17 protein-coding genes are annotated in these 22,433 nt (G+C 59.6%); 1 reads left to right on the plus strand and 16 read right to left on the minus strand.

Going from position 1 to position 22,433, the window contains the following annotated elements; translation table 11 throughout:
• Positions 1–63: 63 nt before the first annotated feature.
• From FJU08_RS16275 to FJU08_RS16330, 12 genes are all read right to left on the minus strand, one after another.
• Complete coding sequence (locus FJU08_RS16275) at positions 64–1,509, minus strand: aldehyde dehydrogenase family protein (RefSeq protein ID WP_141150079.1); 1,446 nt, start codon at positions 1,507–1,509, stop codon at positions 64–66.
• Positions 1,506–2,888 (minus strand): aminotransferase, encoded by a 1,383-nt coding sequence (locus FJU08_RS16280; RefSeq protein ID WP_141150080.1) that lies wholly within the window; start codon positions 2,886–2,888, stop codon positions 1,506–1,508. Before FJU08_RS16280 ends, FJU08_RS16275 begins: the two co-directional genes overlap by 4 nt.
• Positions 2,889–3,056: 168 nt before the next feature.
• Positions 3,057–4,409, minus strand: coding sequence for an 8-oxoguanine deaminase (locus FJU08_RS16285; protein ID WP_210245254.1), 1,353 nt, complete (start codon positions 4,407–4,409; stop codon positions 3,057–3,059).
• A 1-nt stretch (position 4,410) separates the two neighbouring features.
• A complete protein-coding gene (locus tag FJU08_RS16290; protein WP_141150081.1) occupies positions 4,411–5,385 on the minus strand; it encodes a substrate-binding domain-containing protein in 975 nt (324 codons plus the stop codon).
• Positions 5,386–5,416: 31 nt separating this feature from the next.
• A complete protein-coding gene (locus tag FJU08_RS16295) occupies positions 5,417–6,430 on the minus strand; it encodes a hypothetical protein (RefSeq protein WP_141150082.1) in 1,014 nt (337 codons plus the stop codon).
• 19 nt (positions 6,431–6,449) lie between these two features.
• Complete coding sequence (locus tag FJU08_RS16300; protein WP_210245255.1) at positions 6,450–7,898, minus strand: NAD(P)-binding domain-containing protein; 1,449 nt, start codon at positions 7,896–7,898, stop codon at positions 6,450–6,452.
• Positions 7,899–8,108: 210 nt separating this feature from the next.
• Positions 8,109–9,089 carry an AraC-like ligand-binding domain-containing protein gene (locus FJU08_RS16305; RefSeq protein WP_181409883.1) on the minus strand — a complete coding sequence of 327 codons (981 nt, stop codon included), beginning with the start codon at positions 9,087–9,089 and terminating at the stop codon, positions 8,109–8,111.
• On the minus strand, positions 9,082–9,591 hold the full coding sequence (locus FJU08_RS16310) for a flavin reductase family protein (protein WP_210245256.1): 510 nt from the start codon (positions 9,589–9,591) through the stop codon (positions 9,082–9,084). Before FJU08_RS16310 ends, FJU08_RS16305 begins: the two co-directional genes overlap by 8 nt.
• A complete protein-coding gene (locus FJU08_RS16315) occupies positions 9,584–11,083 on the minus strand; it encodes an amidohydrolase family protein (RefSeq protein ID WP_141150085.1) in 1,500 nt (499 codons plus the stop codon). The genes FJU08_RS16310 and FJU08_RS16315 overlap by 8 nt, the downstream gene beginning before the upstream one ends.
• Positions 11,080–11,997, minus strand: a complete 918-nt coding sequence (locus FJU08_RS16320; RefSeq protein ID WP_141150086.1) for a polysaccharide deacetylase family protein — start codon at positions 11,995–11,997, stop codon at positions 11,080–11,082. Before FJU08_RS16320 ends, FJU08_RS16315 begins: the two co-directional genes overlap by 4 nt.
• Positions 11,994–13,178: an amidase gene (locus FJU08_RS16325; RefSeq protein WP_181409884.1), complete on the minus strand. Its 1,185-nt coding sequence runs from the start codon at positions 13,176–13,178 to the stop codon at positions 11,994–11,996. Before FJU08_RS16325 ends, FJU08_RS16320 begins: the two co-directional genes overlap by 4 nt.
• A gap of 4 nt (positions 13,179–13,182) precedes the next feature.
• Positions 13,183–14,661, minus strand: a complete 1,479-nt coding sequence (locus FJU08_RS16330; RefSeq protein ID WP_141150088.1) for a 4-hydroxyphenylacetate 3-hydroxylase family protein — start codon at positions 14,659–14,661, stop codon at positions 13,183–13,185.
• A 277-nt stretch (positions 14,662–14,938) separates the two neighbouring features.
• Here FJU08_RS16330 and FJU08_RS16335 point away from each other — a divergent pair, with 277 nt between their 5' ends.
• Positions 14,939–15,994, plus strand: a complete 1,056-nt coding sequence (locus FJU08_RS16335) for an NAD(P)-dependent alcohol dehydrogenase (RefSeq protein WP_141150089.1) — start codon at positions 14,939–14,941, stop codon at positions 15,992–15,994.
• A 316-nt stretch (positions 15,995–16,310) separates the two neighbouring features.
• Here the strand turns inward: FJU08_RS16335 and FJU08_RS16340 are convergent, their stop codons facing one another.
• The 4 genes from FJU08_RS16340 to FJU08_RS16355 all read right to left on the minus strand — a co-directional run bounded on the left by FJU08_RS16340 (position 16,311) and on the right by FJU08_RS16355 (position 22,426).
• Positions 16,311–17,123: a 2-keto-4-pentenoate hydratase gene (locus tag FJU08_RS16340; protein ID WP_141150090.1), complete on the minus strand. Its 813-nt coding sequence runs from the start codon at positions 17,121–17,123 to the stop codon at positions 16,311–16,313.
• Positions 17,124–17,259: 136 nt separating this feature from the next.
• On the minus strand, positions 17,260–18,045 hold the full coding sequence (locus FJU08_RS16345; RefSeq protein WP_141150091.1) for a gluconate 5-dehydrogenase: 786 nt from the start codon (positions 18,043–18,045) through the stop codon (positions 17,260–17,262).
• Positions 18,046–18,104: 59 nt separating this feature from the next.
• Entirely contained in the window at positions 18,105–18,947 is an 843-nt protein-coding gene (gene kduI / locus FJU08_RS16350; protein ID WP_141150092.1) for a 5-dehydro-4-deoxy-D-glucuronate isomerase, read from the minus strand.
• Positions 18,948–19,261: 314 nt separating this feature from the next.
• Positions 19,262–22,426, minus strand: coding sequence for an efflux RND transporter permease subunit (locus FJU08_RS16355; protein WP_141150093.1), 3,165 nt, complete (start codon positions 22,424–22,426; stop codon positions 19,262–19,264).
• Between the last annotated feature and the right edge of the window lie 7 nt (positions 22,427–22,433).

Raw genomic sequence — 22,433 nt, forward strand, 5'->3', positions numbered from 1 at the left:
TCCAACCAGGCCTGTTGCCCCGGATGTCAGCCATCCGGGGCAAGTCGCAAGCGGATCGGTGGATCAGATACGCGAACTGAAGCCGAGAATTGACTTCACTTCCATGAAGTCGAGCATGCCGAATTCACCCAGTTCGCGGCCATTGCCCGACTGGCCATAGCCGCCAAACGGCGCATTGAAATCAAAGTCAGGATTATTGATGAACACCCGGCCGGCACGGAGCCTTAGCGCGACGGCATTGGCATGGTCCTGATCGCCGCTATAGACATAGGCTGCCAGTCCGTAGGCCGTGCCATTGGCAATCGCCACCGCCTCATCCTCATCACGATAGGTCATGACAGACAGGACCGGCCCGAAAATCTCCTCGCGAGCGATCGTCATATCCGGCGTCACATCGGCGAAGATGGTCGGACGCACATAATAGCCGCCGTTCAAACCGTCCGGCCGCCCTGCCCCGCCAACCACAAGACGCGCGCCCTCTTCCAGGCCGCGCGCAATCATCGCCGTGATCTTGCCGAACTGGGCAGGGCCACTGACCGGTCCGGTGGTCGTCTCCTCAAGCGTCGGGTCACCGACGCGGTATTTCTGCGCTTCGGCCTCAGCCTTTGCCAGCACCAGATCCAGCTGGCTTTCATGCACCAGCATGCGGCTTGGCGCGATGCAGGATTGACCGGAATTGATGAAACAGCGCGCCACGCCATCGCTGACGGCAAGATCAAGATCGGCATCCGGCAGGATAATATTGGCCGATTTTCCGCCGAGTTCCTGATGCACGCGCTTGACCGTCGGTGCTGCGGCCATCGCCACGGCGACACCGGCCCGGGTTGAGCCGGTGAAAGACACCATGTCGATATCCGAATGCGCCGCAATGGCATGCCCGACCACGGGCCCGGTTCCGTTGACGAGATTGAAAACGCCTTTCGGCACACCGGCCTCATCAAGGATATCCGCCAGCATCAAAGCGCTTAATGGCGAGATTTCGCTCGGCTTCAGCACCACGGTGCAACCGGCAGCAAGCGCCGGCGCAAGCTTGGTGACAATCTGGTTCAGCGGCCAGTTCCATGGTGTGATCAGCCCGCAAACACCGATCGGCTCATGCACGATCTTCGTCGTGGCAAGCGTGGTCTCCGGCTGGCGTTCGAAGTCATAGGCCTCCAGCACCCGGGCGGCTTCGCGAAAATAGATCACGCTGGAGCCGGTCTGCATCACGCGTGAGAGCCAGCGCGGCGAGCCCATTTCCATCGTCACGGCTGCCATCAGCGCCTCCTGCCGCGCCTCGAGGAGATCGGCGACACGGCGGAGCAGCGCCACGCGTTCGGCGCGCGGCGTCTCGGCGAATTCTGGAAAGGCGGCACGTGCTGCAGCAACGGCGCGGTCAACATCAGCGGCATTGCCGTAGGCGATGGTCTCGACCACAGTTTCCGTCGCCGGATTGATCATCGGTCCCGTGTCAGATGAGAGCGGTGCGACCCATGCGCCATTGATGTAGAACTGACGCGCTGACGTCATTTCATCACCCCGAAGGCCTTTGCCGTAGCATCCAGCGCTTCACGGGCAATGGCAAAGACGGTTTCCATTTCCTCCCTCGTGATCACCAGAGGCGGCATCAGGCTCATCGTATCGCCATTGGCCCTGAAGGCAAGGCCGCGCCGGGCGGCCTCAAGACTGCAATATTCACCGATCTTCGCCGCTTCGGGAAAGCTCTCTCTGGTTTTCTTGTCGGCAACAATCTCAAGTCCGCCCATCAAACCGACAACCCGGACATCCCCGATCAGCGGATGATCGGCAAAGGCCTGCATTTGCTTCGCGAAAAGCGGTGCCAACACATCGCCCGCGCGCTCAACCAGCTTTTCCTCGTCCAGAATACGGATATTTTCAAGCGCCACAGCACAGCTCACCGGATGGCCGGAATAGGTATAGCCATGGGCCCATTCGCCGCCCTTTTCGATCAGCGTGTCGGCAACCCGGTCGCCCATGACCGAGGCTGACAGCGGCATATAGCCCGAGGTAATCGCCTTGCCGAGCTGGATGAAATCCGGCGTGATCCCGTAATAATCGCAGCCGAACCATTGACCGGTGCGCCCGAAACCGCAAACCACCTCATCAACCAGCAACAGCACATCATATTTCTTGCAGATGCGCTGGATCTCCGGCCAGTAGCTCATCGGCGGGCAAATGGCACCGCCTGCGCTTTGCGCCGGTTCGGCGATAAAGGCCGCAACATTGTCAGCCCCGAGTTCCAGGATCTTGTCTTCCAGCCATGACGCGGCGAGAACACCGAATGCCTCTCCATCCATGCCATCGGGTGCATTGCGGTAAGGATAGGCGGTTTTCACCCGATGGACATTGCCAAGCGGCAGATCGCCGCCGGCACCATGCATCGGAGCCAGTCCCGAGAGACTTGCGGCCATGTGCGTCGAGCCGTGATAAGCGGCTTCGCGGGCGATGATCAGCCGCTTTTCCGGCCGACCTTCCAGATCCCAGAACCGCCTCACAGCGCGGATGGCGGTTTCATTCGCTTCAGATCCCGAGCACTGGAAGAAGACGTGATTGAGGCTCTCCGGCAGCATTGACGTCAGCTTTTCAGCGAGCAGTACCGCACTTTGATGGGTCGTGTTGAAGAAGGACTGGCAATAGGAAAGCTCGGCCATCTGTCTGGTTGCCGCCTCGACCAGTTCTGCCCGGCCATAGCCGAGACAGACATTGCCAAGCCCGGAAAGCCCGTCAATCATCCGGTTGCCGTCGCTGTCGGTCACATAAATGCCTTCTGCCTTCACCGCCACGCGGGCGCCGTTCTGGCGCAGCGCCTTGTGATCGGTGAAGGGATGCAGATAATGGGCACGGTCCATGACCTGCCAGGCTTGGGTTCCACGGGACGACGTATTCATGGGGCACTCTCAATCGGTTTCGCCGCTTGCTGCGGCCTCTCACCGATTTAGCCGTGATCACACGTCAACCGCCAGCAAAGCGGCTGGCCGCTCCAAGCGGCAAAACATGACGGAGAGTGCAAGGGGTGGATCTGCCGGACAGACGGCCCGGCAGATCGCGGTTTGATGTCAGGCAGACGTTGCCGCCTCCAGAAAACGCCGCGCAGCCTTGCCATGCTCTTCCCGGAGCTTGCCGACATCGACACCGAGCGGATTGCCGTCGACGACCTGCCATTTGCCAGCCACCATCATCCGGTCCGCCGCGTGGGCTCCGCAAAGGACCAGGGCAGCAATCGGATCACCCGCACCGGAGAAGCGCAATTCATCCAGCGTAAAGAAGGCGAGATCGGCCTGATAGCCGACGGCGATTTTGCCAATATCGCTGCGACCGATACAGGCAGCCGAGCCTTCCGTTGCCCAGCGCAGCACGTCGAGATGGGTGATGGCCGATGAGCCATAGGTCAGACGGCCGAGCAGCAGCGCCTGGCGCACCCCTTCCATCATGTTGGAATTGTCGTTGGAGGCCGAGCCATCAACGCCAAGGCCAACGATTGCACCAGCGGCCTCGAGATCCTTGGTGCGGCACTGGCCGGAGGCAAGCGTCATGTTCGAGGTCGGGCAATGGCAGACGCCGACACGATGGCGGCCGAGGCGTTTGATCTCGTCATCGGTGAAATGGATGCCATGGGCAAGCCAGACCCGGTCATTCATCCAGCCCACCTCCTCCAGATAATCAACCGGGCGGCACTGGAAGTGATGCATGCAATATTCATCTTCATCCAGCGTTTCGCCGAGATGGGTGTGAAGACGGCAATCATGCTTTTCCGCCAGAATAGCGGTATCGATCATCAGCTGTTTGGTGACGTTGAAAGGCGCGCAGGGCGCCAGCGCCACCGTCGACATCGAACCTTCAGAGCGGTCATGAAACTTGCCGAGCACACGTTCGCAATCGGCAAGCACTACGTCGTAATCCTGCATCAGCCGCTCATCGGCAATGCCGCCGCTCTTGGAGCCCATATTGACCGCGCCACGCGTCAGCGCCACGCGCATGCCAAGCTTCTCGGCCTCTTCCGCCTCGATATCGACGGCATCGGGCATGTCAGCCGCCACCGCATAGAGATGATCCGACGCGGTGGTGCAGCCGGACATTAAAAGTTCGGTCAGCGCCAGACGGACGCCAAGCCGGAAGGTGTCGCGGTTCAGATGCGTGCCCCAGAGCGGATAGAGCACTTTCAGCCAGGGAAAGAGTTCCTTGTTGATGGCTCCGGGATGCGCGCGCGTCAGTGTCTGGAAGAAATGATGATGAGTGTTGACGAGGCCCGGAATGATAACGTGGCGGCTTGCGTCATAAACCTCGTCACACGGCGCTAACGGGCCGTCATTGCCGACCAGTTCAACAATTTTGCCACCTTCGACAACAAGGCCGCCGGGGGCGTTTTCCGCCAGCATGGCGATGGGGTTCTTGATCCAGATGCGCATCATTTCAACTTTCAAGCATATCGGCGGAAAATAGGTCTTCGACGGCGAAATTTGTCGTGATCAGCCCGTCCTCCAGCATGTAACGGATGATGGTTTCCAGCATGACCCGGTTTCCGGCAAGGCCCGCAGGCCAGTAATCCTTGCCCATCACCGCCTCGGTTTCAAGAAGCGCCTCCATCTGCCAGGGCAGCATGGTGGAAAGGGCGGCGGCCTCGAAAAGCTTTGCCCGCGCCACGTTCTGCGCCCGCGAGAAAGCATCAAAAAGTGCTGGCACAACATGCGGATGCGCCTCGGCGATCGGGCGCTTGATCGCCAGAACATGCATGGCCGGAAAGATGCCGGTCTTGTTGAAGTAACCGATCTCGGTGGCCTTTGGATCGGCAAACAGCCGATCGACCTCGGCAGAGGGCCAGGTGCTCGGCGCACGCGCTGTGTAAAGCGCGTCAATCTCGCCTTTCGCCAGAAGCTGGGCCAGCCCCATGTCGCGGCGATCCTCGAAGGTGAATTGTTCGGGATAGAATTGCGGATGTTCATCGCCGGTGCGCGGCGTTTCAAAGCCACCGATCACATAGGTGGGCGATGTCCGGTCAAGGCCGTAAGCATCGTGGAATATGCCGCGCAGCCAGACAGCGGCCGCCATATCAAACACCGGAATGCCAATGCGCTTTCCGGCAAGGTCGGCAGGCTTTTCAAAACCGCGACCGGATTTCACGTAGATGCTGGAGAAGCGGAAATGCCGCGAAGGAAAGATCGGGATCGCCAGATAGGGCTTTTCGGCCGTTTCCAGCGTTCGTAGATAGGTCGCCAGCGGAAATTCGCATACATCGAAATCATGGGTGGAGAGCTGGCGGTTGAACAGCGCCTGCACGCCCATCATCGAAATCTCGGTTTCGATGCCTTCAATCGGCGCCTCGCCATTGGCAAGCGGGCGCGTGCGGTCGCTGTCGGAAAGCCCCAGCTTCAGTTTGAATGCGCTCATCGGTTCCCCGGTTTTTGTTGTTGAGATGTTTCTAAAGGCCAAGACGCGCCATCAGCACGTCGAGCAGTTCCGGCAGGGCCAGCGGCGTGGCATTGGCACCGCCGCGGGCATAGATCGCCTGGGCGTGGCTTTCGGAAATATCAAGCCGTTGCATCAGCCGCTGAACCGCATCCCGGCACTGGTCCAGTGTCGGCAGACATTCGATGCGGGCGGATTTCGCCAACTGGTCATTGGCACCTTCAAGCGTCAGATAACCGGAACCGATCTTGCGCCTTGCCACGACCTTGTTTTCGGACCGCTCTTCGGCGGCGATGACAAAGGAACGATGGGTGAGACCCGGCGCGACCCATGAAATGATATCATCATAGTTGCCGCCGATCCGGGCAACGACGGCGGCCACGGCATCGGCCATGGCATTATGCATCAGCACATAATGGCGCTTTTCCTCATCGCCCCAGCGCCATTTGGTATCCGACAGCTTCACCGCCGTGCAATCGGCCCGCCAGGGCGAGACCGCATTGCCCCGGCCTTCGAACAGGCCCGGATCGTCATAGGCGCAAGCCGGTGAGGCAAGGCCCTTGTACTCAGCGATATGCTCATAGGGCACAACGCCCATCGGCTCGGAAATCACCATGCGGTGGATCACCGTGCCGGCGTCGTTTTTTAGCGGCGTCAGATTGAGCACCTCGGGCGCGATCCCGTCTTCAAGACGCGCCACAAGGTCTTGCGGAAGGCTCAGATTGCCGGTCGGGCGAAACCCTTCGGCAATCAGCCGCTGATTGATGGCCTGATGCTCGGTTGAAAAGGGATAGGGCTTTGTCTTCGTGCAGGGCATGAAGAGCAAGATATGCCGTTTCCCCTCGGGCAGGTCGGGTTGATATTCGTCGCGGACGAAATCGAGCCATGCCGCGATCCGCGGATGCGCAAGCGAATCGACATTATCCTGCGGGGAATAGATGCACAGCTCCGGGTCAACATGGAAAGGAGCCTGTATCTTGCGCTTGGATTCTTCGATCCGCTGCTTACGGTTTTCAATCGAGACCATCAGTTATCCGTCATTTCATTTATGAGGCTTTGGCCGCCGGCAGTTCTTCCATCATATCTTCCGGCAGAACCAGTTCCGGCACGTCATAGGCCTTCAGGGCTTCAAAGTGATCATCCGCCTCGGCCAGGAATAATTCACGAGTAACCCCGCGCGAAACCCGGTCGATGCCGAATTTGAGCGAGGATATACCCGCCGCACCGGCAAGGCTCGGCATGGCGCCATAGGTGTAGTTGAAGACATGGCGCAGGAAGGGCGCCGTGCCCGGCACCTTCTCGGTCAGCTGGAAGCAATCCGAGAGATAGGGGAAACCGGCAATCACCGCATCCTTCATCGGCGCGTCCGGCGTGTAACGATCGCCCCAGACGGCAATCTTGTCGGCAAAACGGGTGAGCTCCGGACGGGAGGCGAAATCATTAACGAAACCGGTCCCGACGATCAGATAATCAAATTCTTCCGTGCCATGCGGGGTCGTCAGCAGCACCTTGCCATCCTTATAGGCAAGGCCATCAATCGGGCTACCGAGCTTCAGCGAAAAATTGGCAAAATCGGCGCAGCGCTTGTAGGTATCGGCAGGCGGCGGCTGGTTGCGGTCAAAAAGCGTCTTCATGATGCGCCATTTGCGGGCATCGTCGAGATCGCCGAAATGACGCAGGAAGCCGGTATATTCCATCCAGCGATAGGGATTGACGACCGGCAGGCGCTTGCGGCGGGCAAAAAGCTTCACGCTTGCAGCACCGGTTTCAAGCGCGACGGCGGCATTATCAAAGGCCGAAGCACCCGCGCCGATGACGGCGATCTTCTTGCCCTTCAATGCTTCGAAAGCAATCATCTCGGAGGTGTGACCATAGGCCTCGCGCGGCAGGTTTTGAGAAACGATGCCGGGTACGGACCAATGACCAGAACCGTCAATGCCGGTCGCCAGCACGATATTGCGGGCGTAAAGCACTTTCTCGCCTTCGGCCGACTTCGCCGTCACCGCGAAAAGGTCATCGCTGAGCGGTTCGACATCCGTCACCTCGACGCCGTTTTGAACCGGAATGCCGACCGTCTCGCGCAGCCAGAGCAGATATTCGCACCACAATTCCTTCGGGATCTTGCCGAGCGCATCCCAGCTTTCAACGCCATATTTCGCTTCCCACCAGGCGCGCACCGACAGCGAGCCAATGCCAAGCTCCGGTCCCGTCACGGTCTTCGGCGTGCGCAGCGTGATCATGCGGGCAAAGGTGCACCACGGACCTTCGGAACCGGCCTCGCTGCGCTCCAGAACGGCAATATTGGTGACTTTTTCGCGCATCAGCTTGAAGGCGACCGTCAATCCCGTCTGGCCACCACCGATGATGACGACATCCTTTACCTTCTGCCCTTGATATTCGCGCGGCTCGACCCATTCACGTGCCGGATAATCGGTGCATTCCAGGTCATGGCGGGCGCGGGCCTGCAACTGCGAAAGTTTGCTCTGATCGTTCAAGATTTCATTCCCCATAAGCTTGCGATTCTAAAAGAGGGAGCCGGACATCACCGCCATTGTCCGGCAGTTGCCCAAGCCCTTGCTGTCTGCTCTTCTTGCTGATGCCCTCATCGAAAACCAGTCGGAATGACACGGGCCAAGTCTATGCCTGCGCCCTGCCTGCTTTCCAGTTTTCTGACATGTCCATCAGTGCGGAAAAGCATAGCCATGTTATTTCGCAACGCAACAAAGTTGCGCGCGACGGTAGTCTCTGGGTGCGATTTCGAAGCGGCTGCGAAAAGCACGGCTGAAATGTGAAAAATCCTTGAAGCCGCGCTTGAGTGCGATCGTCGTGATGGGCAGACCTGCCTGCAACGGGTCTGCGAGATCGGAGCGGATACGCTCCAGGCGCTGCGATTTGATCCATTGCACCAGCCGCTCCTCCTCATGCTCGAACAACTCGTAGAGCGAACGCAACGACAGGCCTTCAGCCTTGGCAATACCGGCAGGAGACAGGGCGGGATCGTCCAGGTGAGCGAGAATATGGGTCTTGATCCGGCCAAGCTGCGCCTCGCGCCCGGCCGAAAGCGGCAGAGCCTCAGAGACCCCGCTCAATGCCGTTGCCAGCAGATCGATGACATGACTTTCGATGCGGGCCGACAGCATGGCCGTCGCCTCTTCCTGACGCATATCGGCCAGCGCCAGCACGAAGTCATAGAAGAAGCGTCCCGGCACGCGCTCAGTGGAAATCACGCGCGCCAGAAGCCGGTCGATATGGGGAATACGGTCAACAATCGGCCGGCGCGGCACTTTCAGCGAGATCTGGCGATAATGCCCCTCAAACGCCATGCGATAGGGCCTGCGACTGTCATAAAGCACCATGGAACGCGGCGTCGTCACCACATCGCGCCCGCCCTGATTAAAGGCGCTCACGCCCTCGACCTGCAGCGTCACCTCAAACCACTGGTCATCGCGATCGATATGTTCTTCAGCACGGCTGACCACCAGATCATTGGAGACGATATCGGCCATGGTGATCTCGCCGAAGGTGAGCCAGGAGAGCTTCCCGTAAAAACCTGCCGGATCGGCGCGCCGCACACCCGTTGGCGGGAAGACAGCATTGGTGGCAGCAAGCCAGTAATCCAGCCGCTCGGACGCAGCCACTGCATCGGTTGACAGCCGGCTCCAGCCGGTACGGACGGGTTCAGGCATGGGATGAAGCCTCCATTGGGACGACGCCATGGGAAATGCGGCTGGCGAAGAAGACAAGCGGACGCCCCTCCTCCACCCTGAGCGCCATGACCCGGCCGATCAGGATGCGATGATCGCCACCATCATAAATCCGGTCGGTCACACAATCGAAATGGGCAAGCGCCCCTTCGATCAACGGCAGGCCGCTTGCAGCCTCAATCGTTTTCACTGTGGCAAAGGGATCGGCCTGACCACGGGCAAAATGCGCGGCGACATGGCTCTGCCGCTCCGACAGGACACTGATGGCAAAGCCCTCCGCCGCCTCGAAGACGGGGCGCGAACGGGCATTGTCGCGCAGGCTCCACAAGACCAGCGGCGGCTCCATCGAGAGCGACGTGAAAGAGGAGATCGTCATGCCGATGGTGCGCCCGTCATGACGGGCAGCAACCACGGCGATACCGGTGGCAAACTGGCCAAGCGCGCGGCGCAGATGAAGCGGGCTTGCATGGATCATATCATGCATTGGAAGATCCCCTTTCCGGCCGGATGAACCGTTCGATTGCCAGCGGCACGCTCATCATCTTTTCCGCATGGGAAACAGCAAAGGGCGCCAGCCGGTTGGCAAGCGCGCTCAGATCGTCATTATCGGCCCGCAACTGCGCCACCGCCTCTGTCACCCGGCTGGCAAGACGATCAAAAGCAGGCGCCGTCAGCATGCGATCGCGAACGACGAACTGTCCGGCGACCATGACATCGCGTACCGTATCCGCCCCGGCACTGGTGATCAGCTGGTTGAGCGGATCGTTCAGCGGCAGGAAGTCTAGATGATCAAGATCGAGGAAAACGAGGTCGGCATCGGCACCGACGGCGATCCGGCCCGCATCGGGTCGCCCGGTCAGGATTGCACCCGCTGTGGTGGCCATGCGGAATGTTTCAAGCGCGGTTGGCCAATGCGATGCCGGCTCACCGTAGAGGCGGGCGCCGAAGGAAGAAAGCCGCATGGCGCGGAACATGTCCAGTGCATCGGAGGAGTTGGCGCCGTCGGTGGCAAGCCCGACGGTGATGCCACGCTCAAGCATCGGCCGCACATGGGCAAAGCCGACGCCAAGACGCATATTGCTTGCCGGAACATGGGCAATTTTCGCACCAGCCGCTGCAATCATGTCAAGATCATCAGGGTCGAGCCAGACGGCATGGGCGGCAACAAAATCCGGCCCCAGCAGGCCAAGATCCTTCAGATAGGCCACCGGAGACATGTCATATTTCTGGAAAGCCGTCACCCGCTGCAACCGGCTTTCGGCCACATGCATATGGATCGGAACTTCGAATTCTGCCGCGATTTCAGCGCATGCCAGCAGAAATCTCTCCGAGCAATGATGGGGAATGGTCGGCGCGATGGCGAGTTCGATGCCCTCAGGCAGTTCGTCGCGCCGGGAAAAGATAGCGCGCACGGCATCCAGTACCACAGCCCCGTCAATCGGTGCTGAAACGGCGGCCTTCAGATCATCGGGCAAGGTATCGGCAAGGCCAGGGATTGCCTGAAAGAAGGAAAGATCGGAGATCATCGGCGCCAGCCGCGCCCTGATCCCGGCATCGGCATAGGCGCGCGCGCAGGCGAAAAAGCCCTCGACCGTCGGCAACGGATATTCATAGACGAGATCGAAACAGGCCGTCGCCCCCTTCTTCAGCATCTCGGCAGCCGCGAGAAGCGTCGAGGCATAGATGGTTTCGGGCGAGCGCCGCCCCGAAAGCCAGGCTGCATGGCTGAGCGAGGTCTCCAGCATGAAGCGCTCGGCCATGCCCTTGTTGAGGCTCATATGTCCATGCGTGTGGCTGTTGATCAAACCGGGGATCACCATGCGCCGCGAGGCATCCACCACGGTCTTGCCGACAAGTGTGCCAGGCCTGGCAATGGCATCAATCCGTCCGGCTTTGACCAGAAGATCGCGATGTTCGACCGTACCGGACAAGGGGTCGGCGACCAGCGCGCCGGAAATCAGCACCGTGCCGTTCATGCGCCTGCCTCCGGCGGATGGGTTGCGATCCAGTGACGCGCGACCTCGGAACGCCCGGCGATCCAGACATCGGGATGTTGGCCGACCAGATCAAGAAAACGCTGCACCGCCTCGAACCGCGACGGCTGGCCGGAAATGCGGGCGTGAAGGCTCACCGTCATCATCCGCGGGCGGCGGGCGCTTTCGGCATAAAGCACACGGAAAGCAGAGGCGAGATGGGCATACATATCCTCGGCCGTGCCGAGCTTTGCGGTCGCAAGCCGGTTATCATTATGGGTAAAGGAATGCGGCACGACCAGATGCGAGAAACCGGCCGTCTTCACCCAATAGGGCAGATCATCGGCATAGCTGTCAGCATCATAGAGAAAGCCGCCATGTTCCACCAGCAGCCTGCGGGTCGCAGCGCTCGGCGAATAGCGGCTCTGCCAGCCGAGTGGACGGGTGCCGACCGTGCACTGCAGGCTTTCAACCGTGCGGGCAATCACTTTCCGCTCTTCCGCCTCGTTCATCAGGAAATGCCGGGCGAAGCGATCACCATGGGCACAAAGATCAAAGCCAGCAGCAGCGATCTCGCGGCCGATCTCCGGCGTCTTTTCCAGCGCCCGTGCACAGGCATTGACGGTGAGTTTGAGGCCCCGGTCGAAGAACAACTCAGACAGACGCCAGAAGCCGACCCGGCTGCCATATTCGTAAAGCGTTTCAGCGACGAAATCGCGCGTTCCGGCCGGCACTTCGCCGGGGATGCCATCGGTCAGCCCGACCTCGCTTGCGCTGTCACCATCGGCAATGGAGGCCTCTGCGCCCTCCTCGATATTGAGCACGACGACCAGCGCCATGCGTGCACCGCCCGGCCATTGCGGGTCCGGCGGGGTTTTGCCATAGCCGATGAAGTCGCGGTCGCCGTCGTTGATCATGGGCGCTCCACCAGCGGCCCGAGCGCCTCGGCAAAGGCCAGCAGCCGCTCCTCGCCGCGATGACCGGCGATCACCGACAGCCCGACCGGGCAGCGATCGACCATGGCCGCAGGGATGGCGATCTGCGGCAGACGGCAAAGGCTTGCGACACAGGTCAGCGCCAGCGTCTTTTCGCGGAAGACGATCTGGGCAGAAACATCGGCATCAAGGAAGGGCGGCAGATCATGGGCCGTCGGAATGACGATCATGCCATCATCGCCGAGCAGATCAAGAAGCCGCGTTGTCAGATGTTCGCGATTGACGACCGCTTTCGCATGGGCCTCCGGATCGACGGTCTTCGACAGGTTGATGCGCTGGTCGACCGATTCCGACAGCGCGCGGCCCGGCTCCATGCACCAATTGCCGAGCGTTGCCCAGAGATCGTGAAGCTGCAATGGCCGGAAGGTATCGAGCCAATGCTCGACGCCCTCCTCATAGAGCGTGATGTCCTGCGCCGGGCCAAGCTTTTGCGCCGCATTCAACAATGTCTCGCCAATGCCGTTGACCGGAATATCAAAGGCATCACGGGCAATCATCAGCCGGGGCGCGGCGATATCGCGCGAAAAAGCACCGAAATAAGCCTCCCCGACCCGCGCCAGCATGCTCGCATCTCGCGCCAGCCAGCCAACGGTGTCGAAACTCGGCGCCATGGCCATGACACCGGCGGTCGAGATCCGGCCGAAGGTGGTGCGAAGTCCGTAAAGCCCGCAAAAACTGGCCGGAACGCGGATCGACCCGCCGGTATCCGAACCGATGCCGAAATCGGCGATGCCCGCACCGACGGCAGCGGCCGAGCCGGACGACGAGCCGCCCGGCGCCCGGTCCGGGGCTGCGGGATTGATCGGCGTGCCGAAGGCCGGGTTCATGCCGAACATGCCGCAGGCCAGCTCATCCGTGTGGGTCTTGCCGATCAGGCTTGCACCGCTCATCAGCGCCGTCAGCACCGAAGGCGCCGTCGACAGCGACGGCTTGCCGTCACGGACGCGGTCCGCATTGCCGCAGGCGGTAACATGGCCTTCAATGTCGAAGAGATCCTTGGCGACAAAACTGCAGCCTGAAAGCGGGCCGCCCTTACCCCTCGCCATGGGCGCGTCAAAACGCGTGATGAAGGCGCTTCTGGCGATATCGTCGATTGTCGGCATCATTTCACTCCGCCGCATCGCGGATCGGGTTCGGCACGTCATAACTGCCCATGAAATCCTCGACAAAGCCCTTCACGCCATCCCAGTCATAGAAACGGAATGAATTGCCGCGCGTGACGAAGGCCGGGCCGGAATAGAACATTTCATATTGCAGATGGCGCGAGCCGAATTCGGAGCCGACCGCATCCCAGGCGAGCTTCATCAGCTTGACCCGTTCATTGCTGTCGCAGATGGCCGAGCGCTGGGTCTTGCCGATGATCGCGGCGGTGACCGGATTGTCGAAATCCTCGACCGAGGACGGCACCATGATCAGACCGCCGCCAGCGAGCGTGCGCAGGGTCTCGACCACTTCCGGATAGGTCGTCTGGGCAATCACCTGCGCAGTGCACAGCATGGTGCGGTCCGGCACGAAATAGCCGTTATGCACCTCACCTGAAATTTCCATCGCCGTGATCAGCGCCTCGATATTATTGACCTTGGCGGCCATCAGGCCGAGCGTTTCGCGCACCTGCGGATAGTTGATGATGTTGTTGGTCTCGGCAATCTTGCGCATCAGCCCGATCAGAAAACGCAGCTTCACCATCAGCCTGATGATGCACTGGTAGTTCTGATAGACATGGGTGCGGGTATTGTGCCACTGCGCCTGCGCCAGTTTCAGGTCCTGATTGACGAAAACGCGGTCCCAGGAAATCTTCACATCATCGAAATAGACGACCGCATCATTCTCATCGAAACGGCTGGAAAGCGGATAGTCGAAAGACGACGTCGCGTCCTTCTCATAGGAGCGCCGCGACATCAGCGTCAGCCCCTTGGCATTGATCGGCGTCACAGCGGTAAACGCATAGGCCTCATCCCCCGGCTGCAAGGCCTGAAAACCCGAGACCAGCAGTTCGTCCGCCAGAACGCCGCTGGTTGCCAGCATCTTGGCGCCACGGATGGTGATCCCCTCGGCATCCTCATCGACCACCCGGCAGACGAGATCGGGATCGGGCTGACCACCGGCGGATTTCGCCTTGTCCGCCTGCGGATTGATGATCACATAGGACAGGAACAGATCATTATCGCGGGCATATTCATAATAGGATTTGACGGCTGCGGCACGTTTGGGATCGAACTCCTCGAATGCCGGCAACCCCATACGGAAAGCCGAAATCGTCGAGGCAACATGGTCAGGCGAACGGCCGATCATGCCGCAGGTCTGAGCCGCCCATTTTTCCAGCGCCTTGCGCCGGAAGACGAGTTCTTCCCAGCTTTTCGGCAGAAACCAGGACTGCGACACGCGCTCGCCGGTCTTAGGCGATGTGAAAGTCATGTCATCGATATTTTCCGGCGCGGCCTGGAAATCATAAAGACCCGCCACCGATTTTACCGCGTTTTGAAACGCCGGATCGGTGACAACATTATCGACCTTCCGTCCGTCAATATAGACGGTGCGGTTGTCATTGTTGATCGTGTCGAGATAGGCTTGCCCATTCCTGGCCATTCATTGGACTCCGTGATGATACAGCGGATTCCGGCGCCAAGCTTTTTACCCATTGCAGTCGGAATGTGATGTTGATCAAAGCTAAAAATTGCCTAAACTTTTGTCAAGCCTGCGAAACGGGCACAACCTGCGGCAAATTGCGTGCGCGGCGCTGCCATCAAGGCAGCGCCATTGGTCGGGCTTCACATCACGCGAATTACACCTATCTTGTAAAAGCGGATGCGGCTCGGTTTCCGATCACATGCGCGCCATTTTCACCTCTATGAAGAGTTGCCCCATGAAATCGATTGGTTTTGCCTGCACCTCGGCCGACGCGCCGCTGGAACCCTATTCTTTCGAACGTCGCGAACCGCGCGACAATGACGTGGTCATGGAGATCCTCTATTGCGGCGTCTGCCACTCCGATCTGCACACCGCTCGCAATGACTGGGGTTGGAGTGTCTATCCGGCCATGCCCGGCCATGAGATTGTCGGCAAGGTGATCGCCGTCGGCTCCGCCGTCAGCAAATTCAAGGTTGGCGATCACGCCGCCGTCGGTTGCATGGTCGACAGCTGCATGGAATGCGACCAGTGTCGCAAGGGCGAGGAACAGCTCTGCCGTCAGGGCAACACCGGCACCTATAATGGTCGCGACCGCGTGACCGGCGAGAACACCTTCGGCGGCTATTCCAAACATCTGACCGTGCGCGAGGAATTTGCACTTTTCGTACCGGAAAATCTCGATCTCGCCCGCGCGGCCCCGCTGCTCTGCGCCGGGATCACCACATACTCGCCATTGCGCACATGGAATGTCGGCCCCGGCAGCCGTGTCGGCGTTGCCGGCATGGGCGGACTGGGCCATATGGCGATCAAGCTGGCCGTCGGCATGGGCGCCAAGGTGACGGTGATCTCCCGCAGCCCGTCGAAAAAGGCCGATGCCATGGAACTCGGCGCCGATGAATTCCTGGTCTCCGCTGATCCAGAAGCGATGCAAGCGGCGGCAGCCTCCTTCGATCTCATCATCGACACGATCCCCGTCCAGCACGATGTTTCGCCCTATATGCCGCTTCTCGACATCGATGGCACCATCTGTCTCGTCGGCCAGATCGGCCCCATGGCGGCCTTCAGCAGCCTGCCGCTGCTTGGTGGCCGCCGCCGCATCGCCGGCTCGCCGATCGGCGGTATTCGCGAAACCCAGGAAATGCTTGATTTCTGCGGCCGCAAGAACATTCTGCCGGAATGCGAAATGATCCGCATGGATGAGATCAACGAGGCCTATAAGCGGCTGGAAGCAGCCGATGTGCGCTATCGTTTCGTCATCGACATGGCATCGCTGGAAATGCCGGCTGCCTGAGCAGCCTTTGCCGATTGCGCAACGGAAAAGCCCGCCGGGTGGTTGCCCGGCGGCTCAGGCTGCTGAGAAAGCCATTCAGATTGCCTGTTTGGGGTGGAATAGCCTCCCCCTCTGTCGTCATCCCCGTGCTCGTCACGGGGATCCAGGCTCTTCATAGCATTGGATTTTAAGAGTCTTTCGCCGCGCGGACGCTCGTCGGCTGGATGCCTGTGACAAGCACAGGCATGACGTCAGAAAAAGCGGGCGCGGTTTGTTCGCAGTCCGAGCCCGCCAGGTATCGACCGGGCGGGCTTTTCAATGGAGAACCAGAACGAAATCAACCGCGTGGCATTGCGGCCTTGACGACGATCTCAAAAGCTTCTGCACCGGCAAATTCAGCCCGGCCGCAGGCGCCGGGCAGCACTTCATGAATACCGGTGGTCATGCCGGTCAGCACGACATCGCCGGCATGGAGAATGCGGCCGCGGCTGGCGAGATTTTCCGCCAGAAGGCGGACGGATTCGAGCGGACCATTGGCAACCTTGGCGGCAGAGCCCTCACCGACAACCGCGCCATCGACCAGCATCCGCGAGGTCATCGCATCAAAAGTCAGCCGCTTCCAGCCATCGATAACCGGTCCGACAACGGCACCGGCATTGTTGCCGTGATCGGAGACAACGGCGGTCGGGCCAAGCGCATTCAGCGTTGCAAGCGGGCTGGAAGCAATCTCGGCACCCGCATGGATCGCACCGATAGCGTTCAGAATGACATCATCACTGAAACCGTTCGGACCGGCTTCGAGATCCTTGGCGAAGACGACCGTGAATTCGGCCTCAAGTGCTGCAAAGCCACCTTCGAAGACGCTGACCTCAGCCATGCCACCCTTGGGCATACGACGGATATTGTCAGCATAGATCGGGCCGACAATGCGGGTTGCGCCGAGCTTTGCCTGCAGATCAGGATGAACGCCAGCGACTTTCCAGCCACCGACCGGGCGCATGTCCAGTTCCAGCGCCTTGTCCTGCACGCGATAGGCCTCTTCCAGCGTGGCCGGCAGATCGCCGGGGAAATCGTCGAGTTTGGTTGCCTGGCGCCGCGCCTCGACAAAGGCTGCGGCAATCGCTTCAATCTCAGTGTCGCTCTTGCTCATCTTCCCGCTCCTCTTCTGGCCATCGCGAGGACAGCCGCATTCGGGTCTTCCCAATATAAAGAATGCAGGCGACGCGAACCGCCGCCTGCAACTGATATAGCGTCTATATAACGCGCGTTTTCACGGTGCCAACCGATTACGGCTGCTTGCCGATATAGGCGAGAATGCCGCCATCAACATAAAGCACGTGGCCGTTGACGAAATCCGAAGCCTGAGAGGCGAGGAAGACGGCCGGGCCCTTCAGATCGCCGGTTGTGCCCCAGCGGTTTGCCGGGGTCTTGGCCAGGATGAAGGAATTGAACGGATGGCCGGGCTCGCGCAGCGGTGCGGTCTGGGGCGTTTCGATATAGCCCGGGCCGATGCCGTTGCACTGGATGTTGTAAGCGCCATATTCCGAGGCGATGTTGCGGGTCAGCATCTTCAGGCCGCCCTTGGCAGCGGCATAGGCCGAAACCGTTTCGCGGCCGAGCTCGCTCATCATCGAGCAGATGTTGATGATCTTGCCGCTCCGGCGTTCCATCATCGACGGCAGAACCGCCTTGGCAACGATGAAGGGGGCCGTCAGGTCGATATCGATGACCTTGCGGAAATCCTTGGCTTCCATCTCGTGCATCGGCGTGCGGGCAATGATGCCAGCATTGTTGACAAGAATGTCGACCGGGCCGACATCTTCGGCAATCTGGGCCACCATCTTCTGCACGGCCGGCTCATCGGTCACGTCGCAGATATAGCCCTTGGCATCGATTCCGGCTTCCTTGTAGGCGGCAAGGCCCTTGTTGAGGAAGTCTTCATTGATGTCGTTGAAGACGATGGTCGCACCCGCTTCACCAAGCGCCGAAGCGATGGAGAAACCAATGCCGTAGGAAGCGCCGGTTACCAGGGCAACCTTGCCCTTGAGGGAGAAATTGTCTGCAAAACTCATGGATCGGGTCTTTCCGTTCTTGAGAGATCTTCAGTGGGATGGACGGTGAATATCAGCGATCAACGCAATTCGTTGATCGGGATAACGTCCATGTCGTTGAAGGTCTGGTTTTCGCCACCCATCGCCCAGATGAAGGTGTAGTTGGTCGTGCCGCAGCCGGCATGGATGCTCCAGGACGGGCTGATCACGGCCTGTTCGTTCTGCACCAGAATGTGACGGGTTTCCTTGCCCTCGCCCATCATGTGGAAGACGGACTGATCTTCCGGCAGATTGAAATAGGTGTAGATTTCCATGCGGCGCTCATGGGTATGGGCCGGCATGGTGTTCCAGACATTGCCCGGCTCCAGCTGGGTCAGACCCATGGAAAGCTGGCAGGTTTCCAGAACGTCGGGATGAATGAACTGGTTGATGACGCGCTTGTTCGACGTGGCGGTGTCGCCCATCGGAACCTTCTTCGCGTCTGCCATCTTCAAAAAGGTGGTCTTGCAGGCCTTATGCGCCGGGGCAGAAACCATGTAGAATTTGGCAGGCTTGGCCGGATCGGCGCTCTTGAACACGACATTCTTGGTGCCGCGGCTGATATAAAGGCAATCCTGGAAATCCAGACCGAAGGTCTCACCATCGGCTTCGATCGAGCCTGCTCCACCGAGGTTGAAAATGCCGATCTCGCGGCGTTCCAGAATGTAGCTGGTGCCGAACGTGCCCATACAATCGATGCCCTTGTCGAGCGACACGGCTTCGCTGACCGGCATGCAACCGAACGTCACCATGCGATCGATATGCGTGTAGACGGCAACGACTGTATCGGCAACGTAAAGGTTCTCGATCAGGAATTCATCGCGCACTTCCTCGGTCGTGTAACGCTTGAAATCCTTCTGATTGACGGAATAACGGATATCCATTTCGAACTCTCCACAATGTCTCGGGGACCGCTTCTCCTCCGCCGGCTGACAACGACGATCTCGTGTGGAGATCGCGCATTGCGGGTCCCATGGGTGAAAGCCGACAGTTTCGCGTGTTAGGGCATAATGCTTTCGTTGAACAAATGACAGAGCAAAACCATCATTAATATGACTGATCTGCAACTAGTATGCATTTTTCTTTCATTGTCCTCACTTTCGTCAAGGCCCACGGACAAAAGAAGCGTTCGAAACGCAAAAAACCCCCTCGCGCGTCTGCGCGAGGGGGTGTGTTCAAGCGGATGATTTTCGTTGCCTCAGGCTTTCGGCAGAGGCTCGGAGACAGTATCTTCCGCCCCCTCATCCGGCAGCTCTTTCACCTGACCGACCTTGCGCCGGAAGACCTTTGAGACCAGCACGAACAGCAGCGGCACAAAGAAGATGCCGAGCACGGTTGCCGCCAGCATGCCGCCGGTGACGCCGATACCGATGGAATTGCGCGCACCCGAACCTGCTCCCGTGGCGACGGCCAGCGGCAGAACGCCGAGAATGAAGGCGAAGGACGTCATCAGGATCGGCCGCAGACGGGTCTTGGCAGCGTTCAGCGTCGCTTCAACCAGCCCTTCGCCATGCTCCTGCCGCAGGATCGCGAACTCAACGATCAGAATGGCATTCTTGGTTGCCAGACCAATGGTCGTCAAAAGGCCAACCTTGAAATAGACGTCATTGGTCTGACCGAAGAGAAGCGCCGCCCCGAGTGCACCCAGCACGCCGATCGGCACAGACAGCATGACGGCAAAGGGGATCGACCAGCTCTCGTAAAGCGCAACCAGGCAGAGGAAGACCACCAGAACCGAAATGGCATAGAGCGCGCCAGCCTGATTGCCTGACAGTTCTTCCTGATAGGAAAGCCCGGCCCAGGCATAGGAATAGCCCGGCGGCAGTTCGCCGACAATACGGGCGACCTCGGCCATCGCCTCACCGGAGGAAACGCCATCGGCAGTGCCCCCCTGAATTTCCACGGCCGACGAACCATTGAACCGCTGCAGGTTCGGCGAACCATAGGTCCAGCGCGTCGAGGCGAAGGACGAGAACGGCACCATGGCGCCGTCATCATTGCGCACCCGCCACTTGTCCAGATCTTCCGGCTGCATGCGGAAATCGGGCGCCGACTGCATATAGACCGATTTGATGCGGCCATTGTCGTTGAAGTCGTCAATATACTGACCACCCCAGGCCGCCGACAGCGTGTCGTTGATATCCGACAGGCTGACGCCAAGCGCGCTCGCCTTGTCGCGATCGATCTCGACCTTCAGCTGCGGCGTATCTTCCTGGCCATTCGGCCGGGTGCCAGACAGAAGCGGGCTCTCCCCCGCCATCTGCAGGAACTGGTTACGCACCTGCATCAGCTTGTCGTGACCGGCACCATTGACATCCTGAAGGTAGAAGTCAAAGCCGCTCGAATTGCCGAGCCCCGGCACGGCCGGCGGTGCCATGGCAAAGACCTTCGCGTCCTTGATCTTGGCAAAGGCGCCCATGGCGCGCCCGGCAATCGCCTGGGCCGAGAGCGACGGATCGGTGCGCTGGTCAAAATCCTTCAGCCGCACGAAGACCATGCCGACATTCTGGCCGGTTCCGCCGAAACCGAAACCGATAATGGTCATCGTGCCTTCAACCGCATCCTTTTCGTCATTCATGAAGTGATCGGTGACCTGTTTCAGCACACGCTCGGTGCGATCCTTTGTGGCTCCCACCGGCAGCGTGGCACTGACCATCAGGATACCCTGATCCTCCTCCGGCAGGAACGAGCTCGGCAGCTTGTTGAACATGAAGCCCATGACGCCGACCAGAACGAGAAACAGCACGAAGAAGCGGAAGGAGCGCTTGAGAATGCCGGTATTGGCCCGGTAATAACCATTGGCGCTGGCATCATAAAGCCGGTTGAACCAGCCGAATGGCCCGCGGGTTGCCGCGTGATGTTTCGGCGGTTTCAGGATCGTGGCACAGAGCGCCGGTGTCAGGATCAGCGCCACCAGCACCGACAGCAGCATGGCCGAGACGATGGTGACGGAAAACTGCCGGTAGATGACACCGACCGAACCGCCGAAGAAGGCCATCGGAATGAAAACGGCGGTCAGCACCAGTGCAATGCCGATCAGCGCGCCGGTGATCTCGCCCATCGACTTGATGGTCGCCTCGCGGGGCCCAAGCCCCTCCTCCCGCATCACGCGTTCGACATTCTCAACCACAACGATGGCGTCATCGACCAGAAGACCGATCGCCAGCACCATGGCGAACATGGTCAGCGTGTTGATCGAATAGCCGAAGACCGACAGAACCCCGAAGGTGCCGAGCAGAACCACCGGCACGGCAAGCGTCGGGATCAATGTGGCGCGGAAGCTCTGCAGGAAGACCAGCATGACGATGAAGACGAGGACAACCGCCTCGATCAGCGTCTTGACCACCTCATGGATCGAAAGCTCGACGAATGGCGTCGTATCATAGGGATAGACAACCTCGACACCGGCAGGCAGCGTGGATGAAAGCCGTGCGACAGCCGCCTTCACCGCATTCGAGGTGCTGATGGCATTGGCGCCATTGGCAAGGTTGATGGCAAGACCGGCGGTCGGAAGACCATTATAGCCGCTGGTGAAATTGTAGTTTTCCGCACCGATTTCCACCGTTGCGACATCATTCAGGCGCACGACGGAACCATCGGTCGTGCTTTTCAGCACGATATTGCGGAACTGATCCGCCGTCTGCAGCTGGCTGGCTGCCGTGACGGTGACGTTCAGCTGCTGGCCCGGAACGGAAGGCTGAGCCCCAAGCTGTCCGGCTGACACCTGCGTGTTCTGGGCCGAAACCGCTGAGGAAACATCGCTCGGCATCAGCTGGTATTTCGCCAGTTTGTCAGGATCAAGCCAGATGCGCATGGCATGGCTTGACCCGAAAAGCTGGGTGCCGCCGACACCATCAATCCGCTTGAACGTGTCGTTCAGCGTGCTGTCGACATAGTCCGACAGATCTTCCGCCGACATGCGGCCATCGGTCGACACGAAACCGACAATCATCAGGAAGCTGGAGGAGGATTTGTTGACCGAAATGCCGGAATTGACCACCGCATCGGGCAATTGCGAGGTGACGAGCTGCAGCTTGTTCTGCACCTCCATCTGCGCCACATCCGGATCGGCCTCATTATTGAAGGTCAGGGTGATCGAGGATGAACCGGACGAGGTTGAACTCGATGTCATGTAATCAAGATTGTCGAGCCCGGTCATGGCCTGCTCGATGATCTTGGTGACAGAATTCTCAACTGTTGTGGCGTCAGCGCCGGAATAGCTGGCATTGATACGCACCGTCGTCGGCGCGATATCGGGATATTGTGAAACAGACAGCGTATTGAGCGCCAAAAGACCGCCCAGCATGATCATGATGGCGATCACCCAGGCGAAGTTCGGTCTTCTGATAAAGAAATTCGACATGGGGGAC

The sequence above is a fragment of the Martelella alba genome (genome assembly GCF_006516955.1).
Lineage (GTDB): Bacteria > Pseudomonadota > Alphaproteobacteria > Rhizobiales > Rhizobiaceae > Martelella > Martelella alba.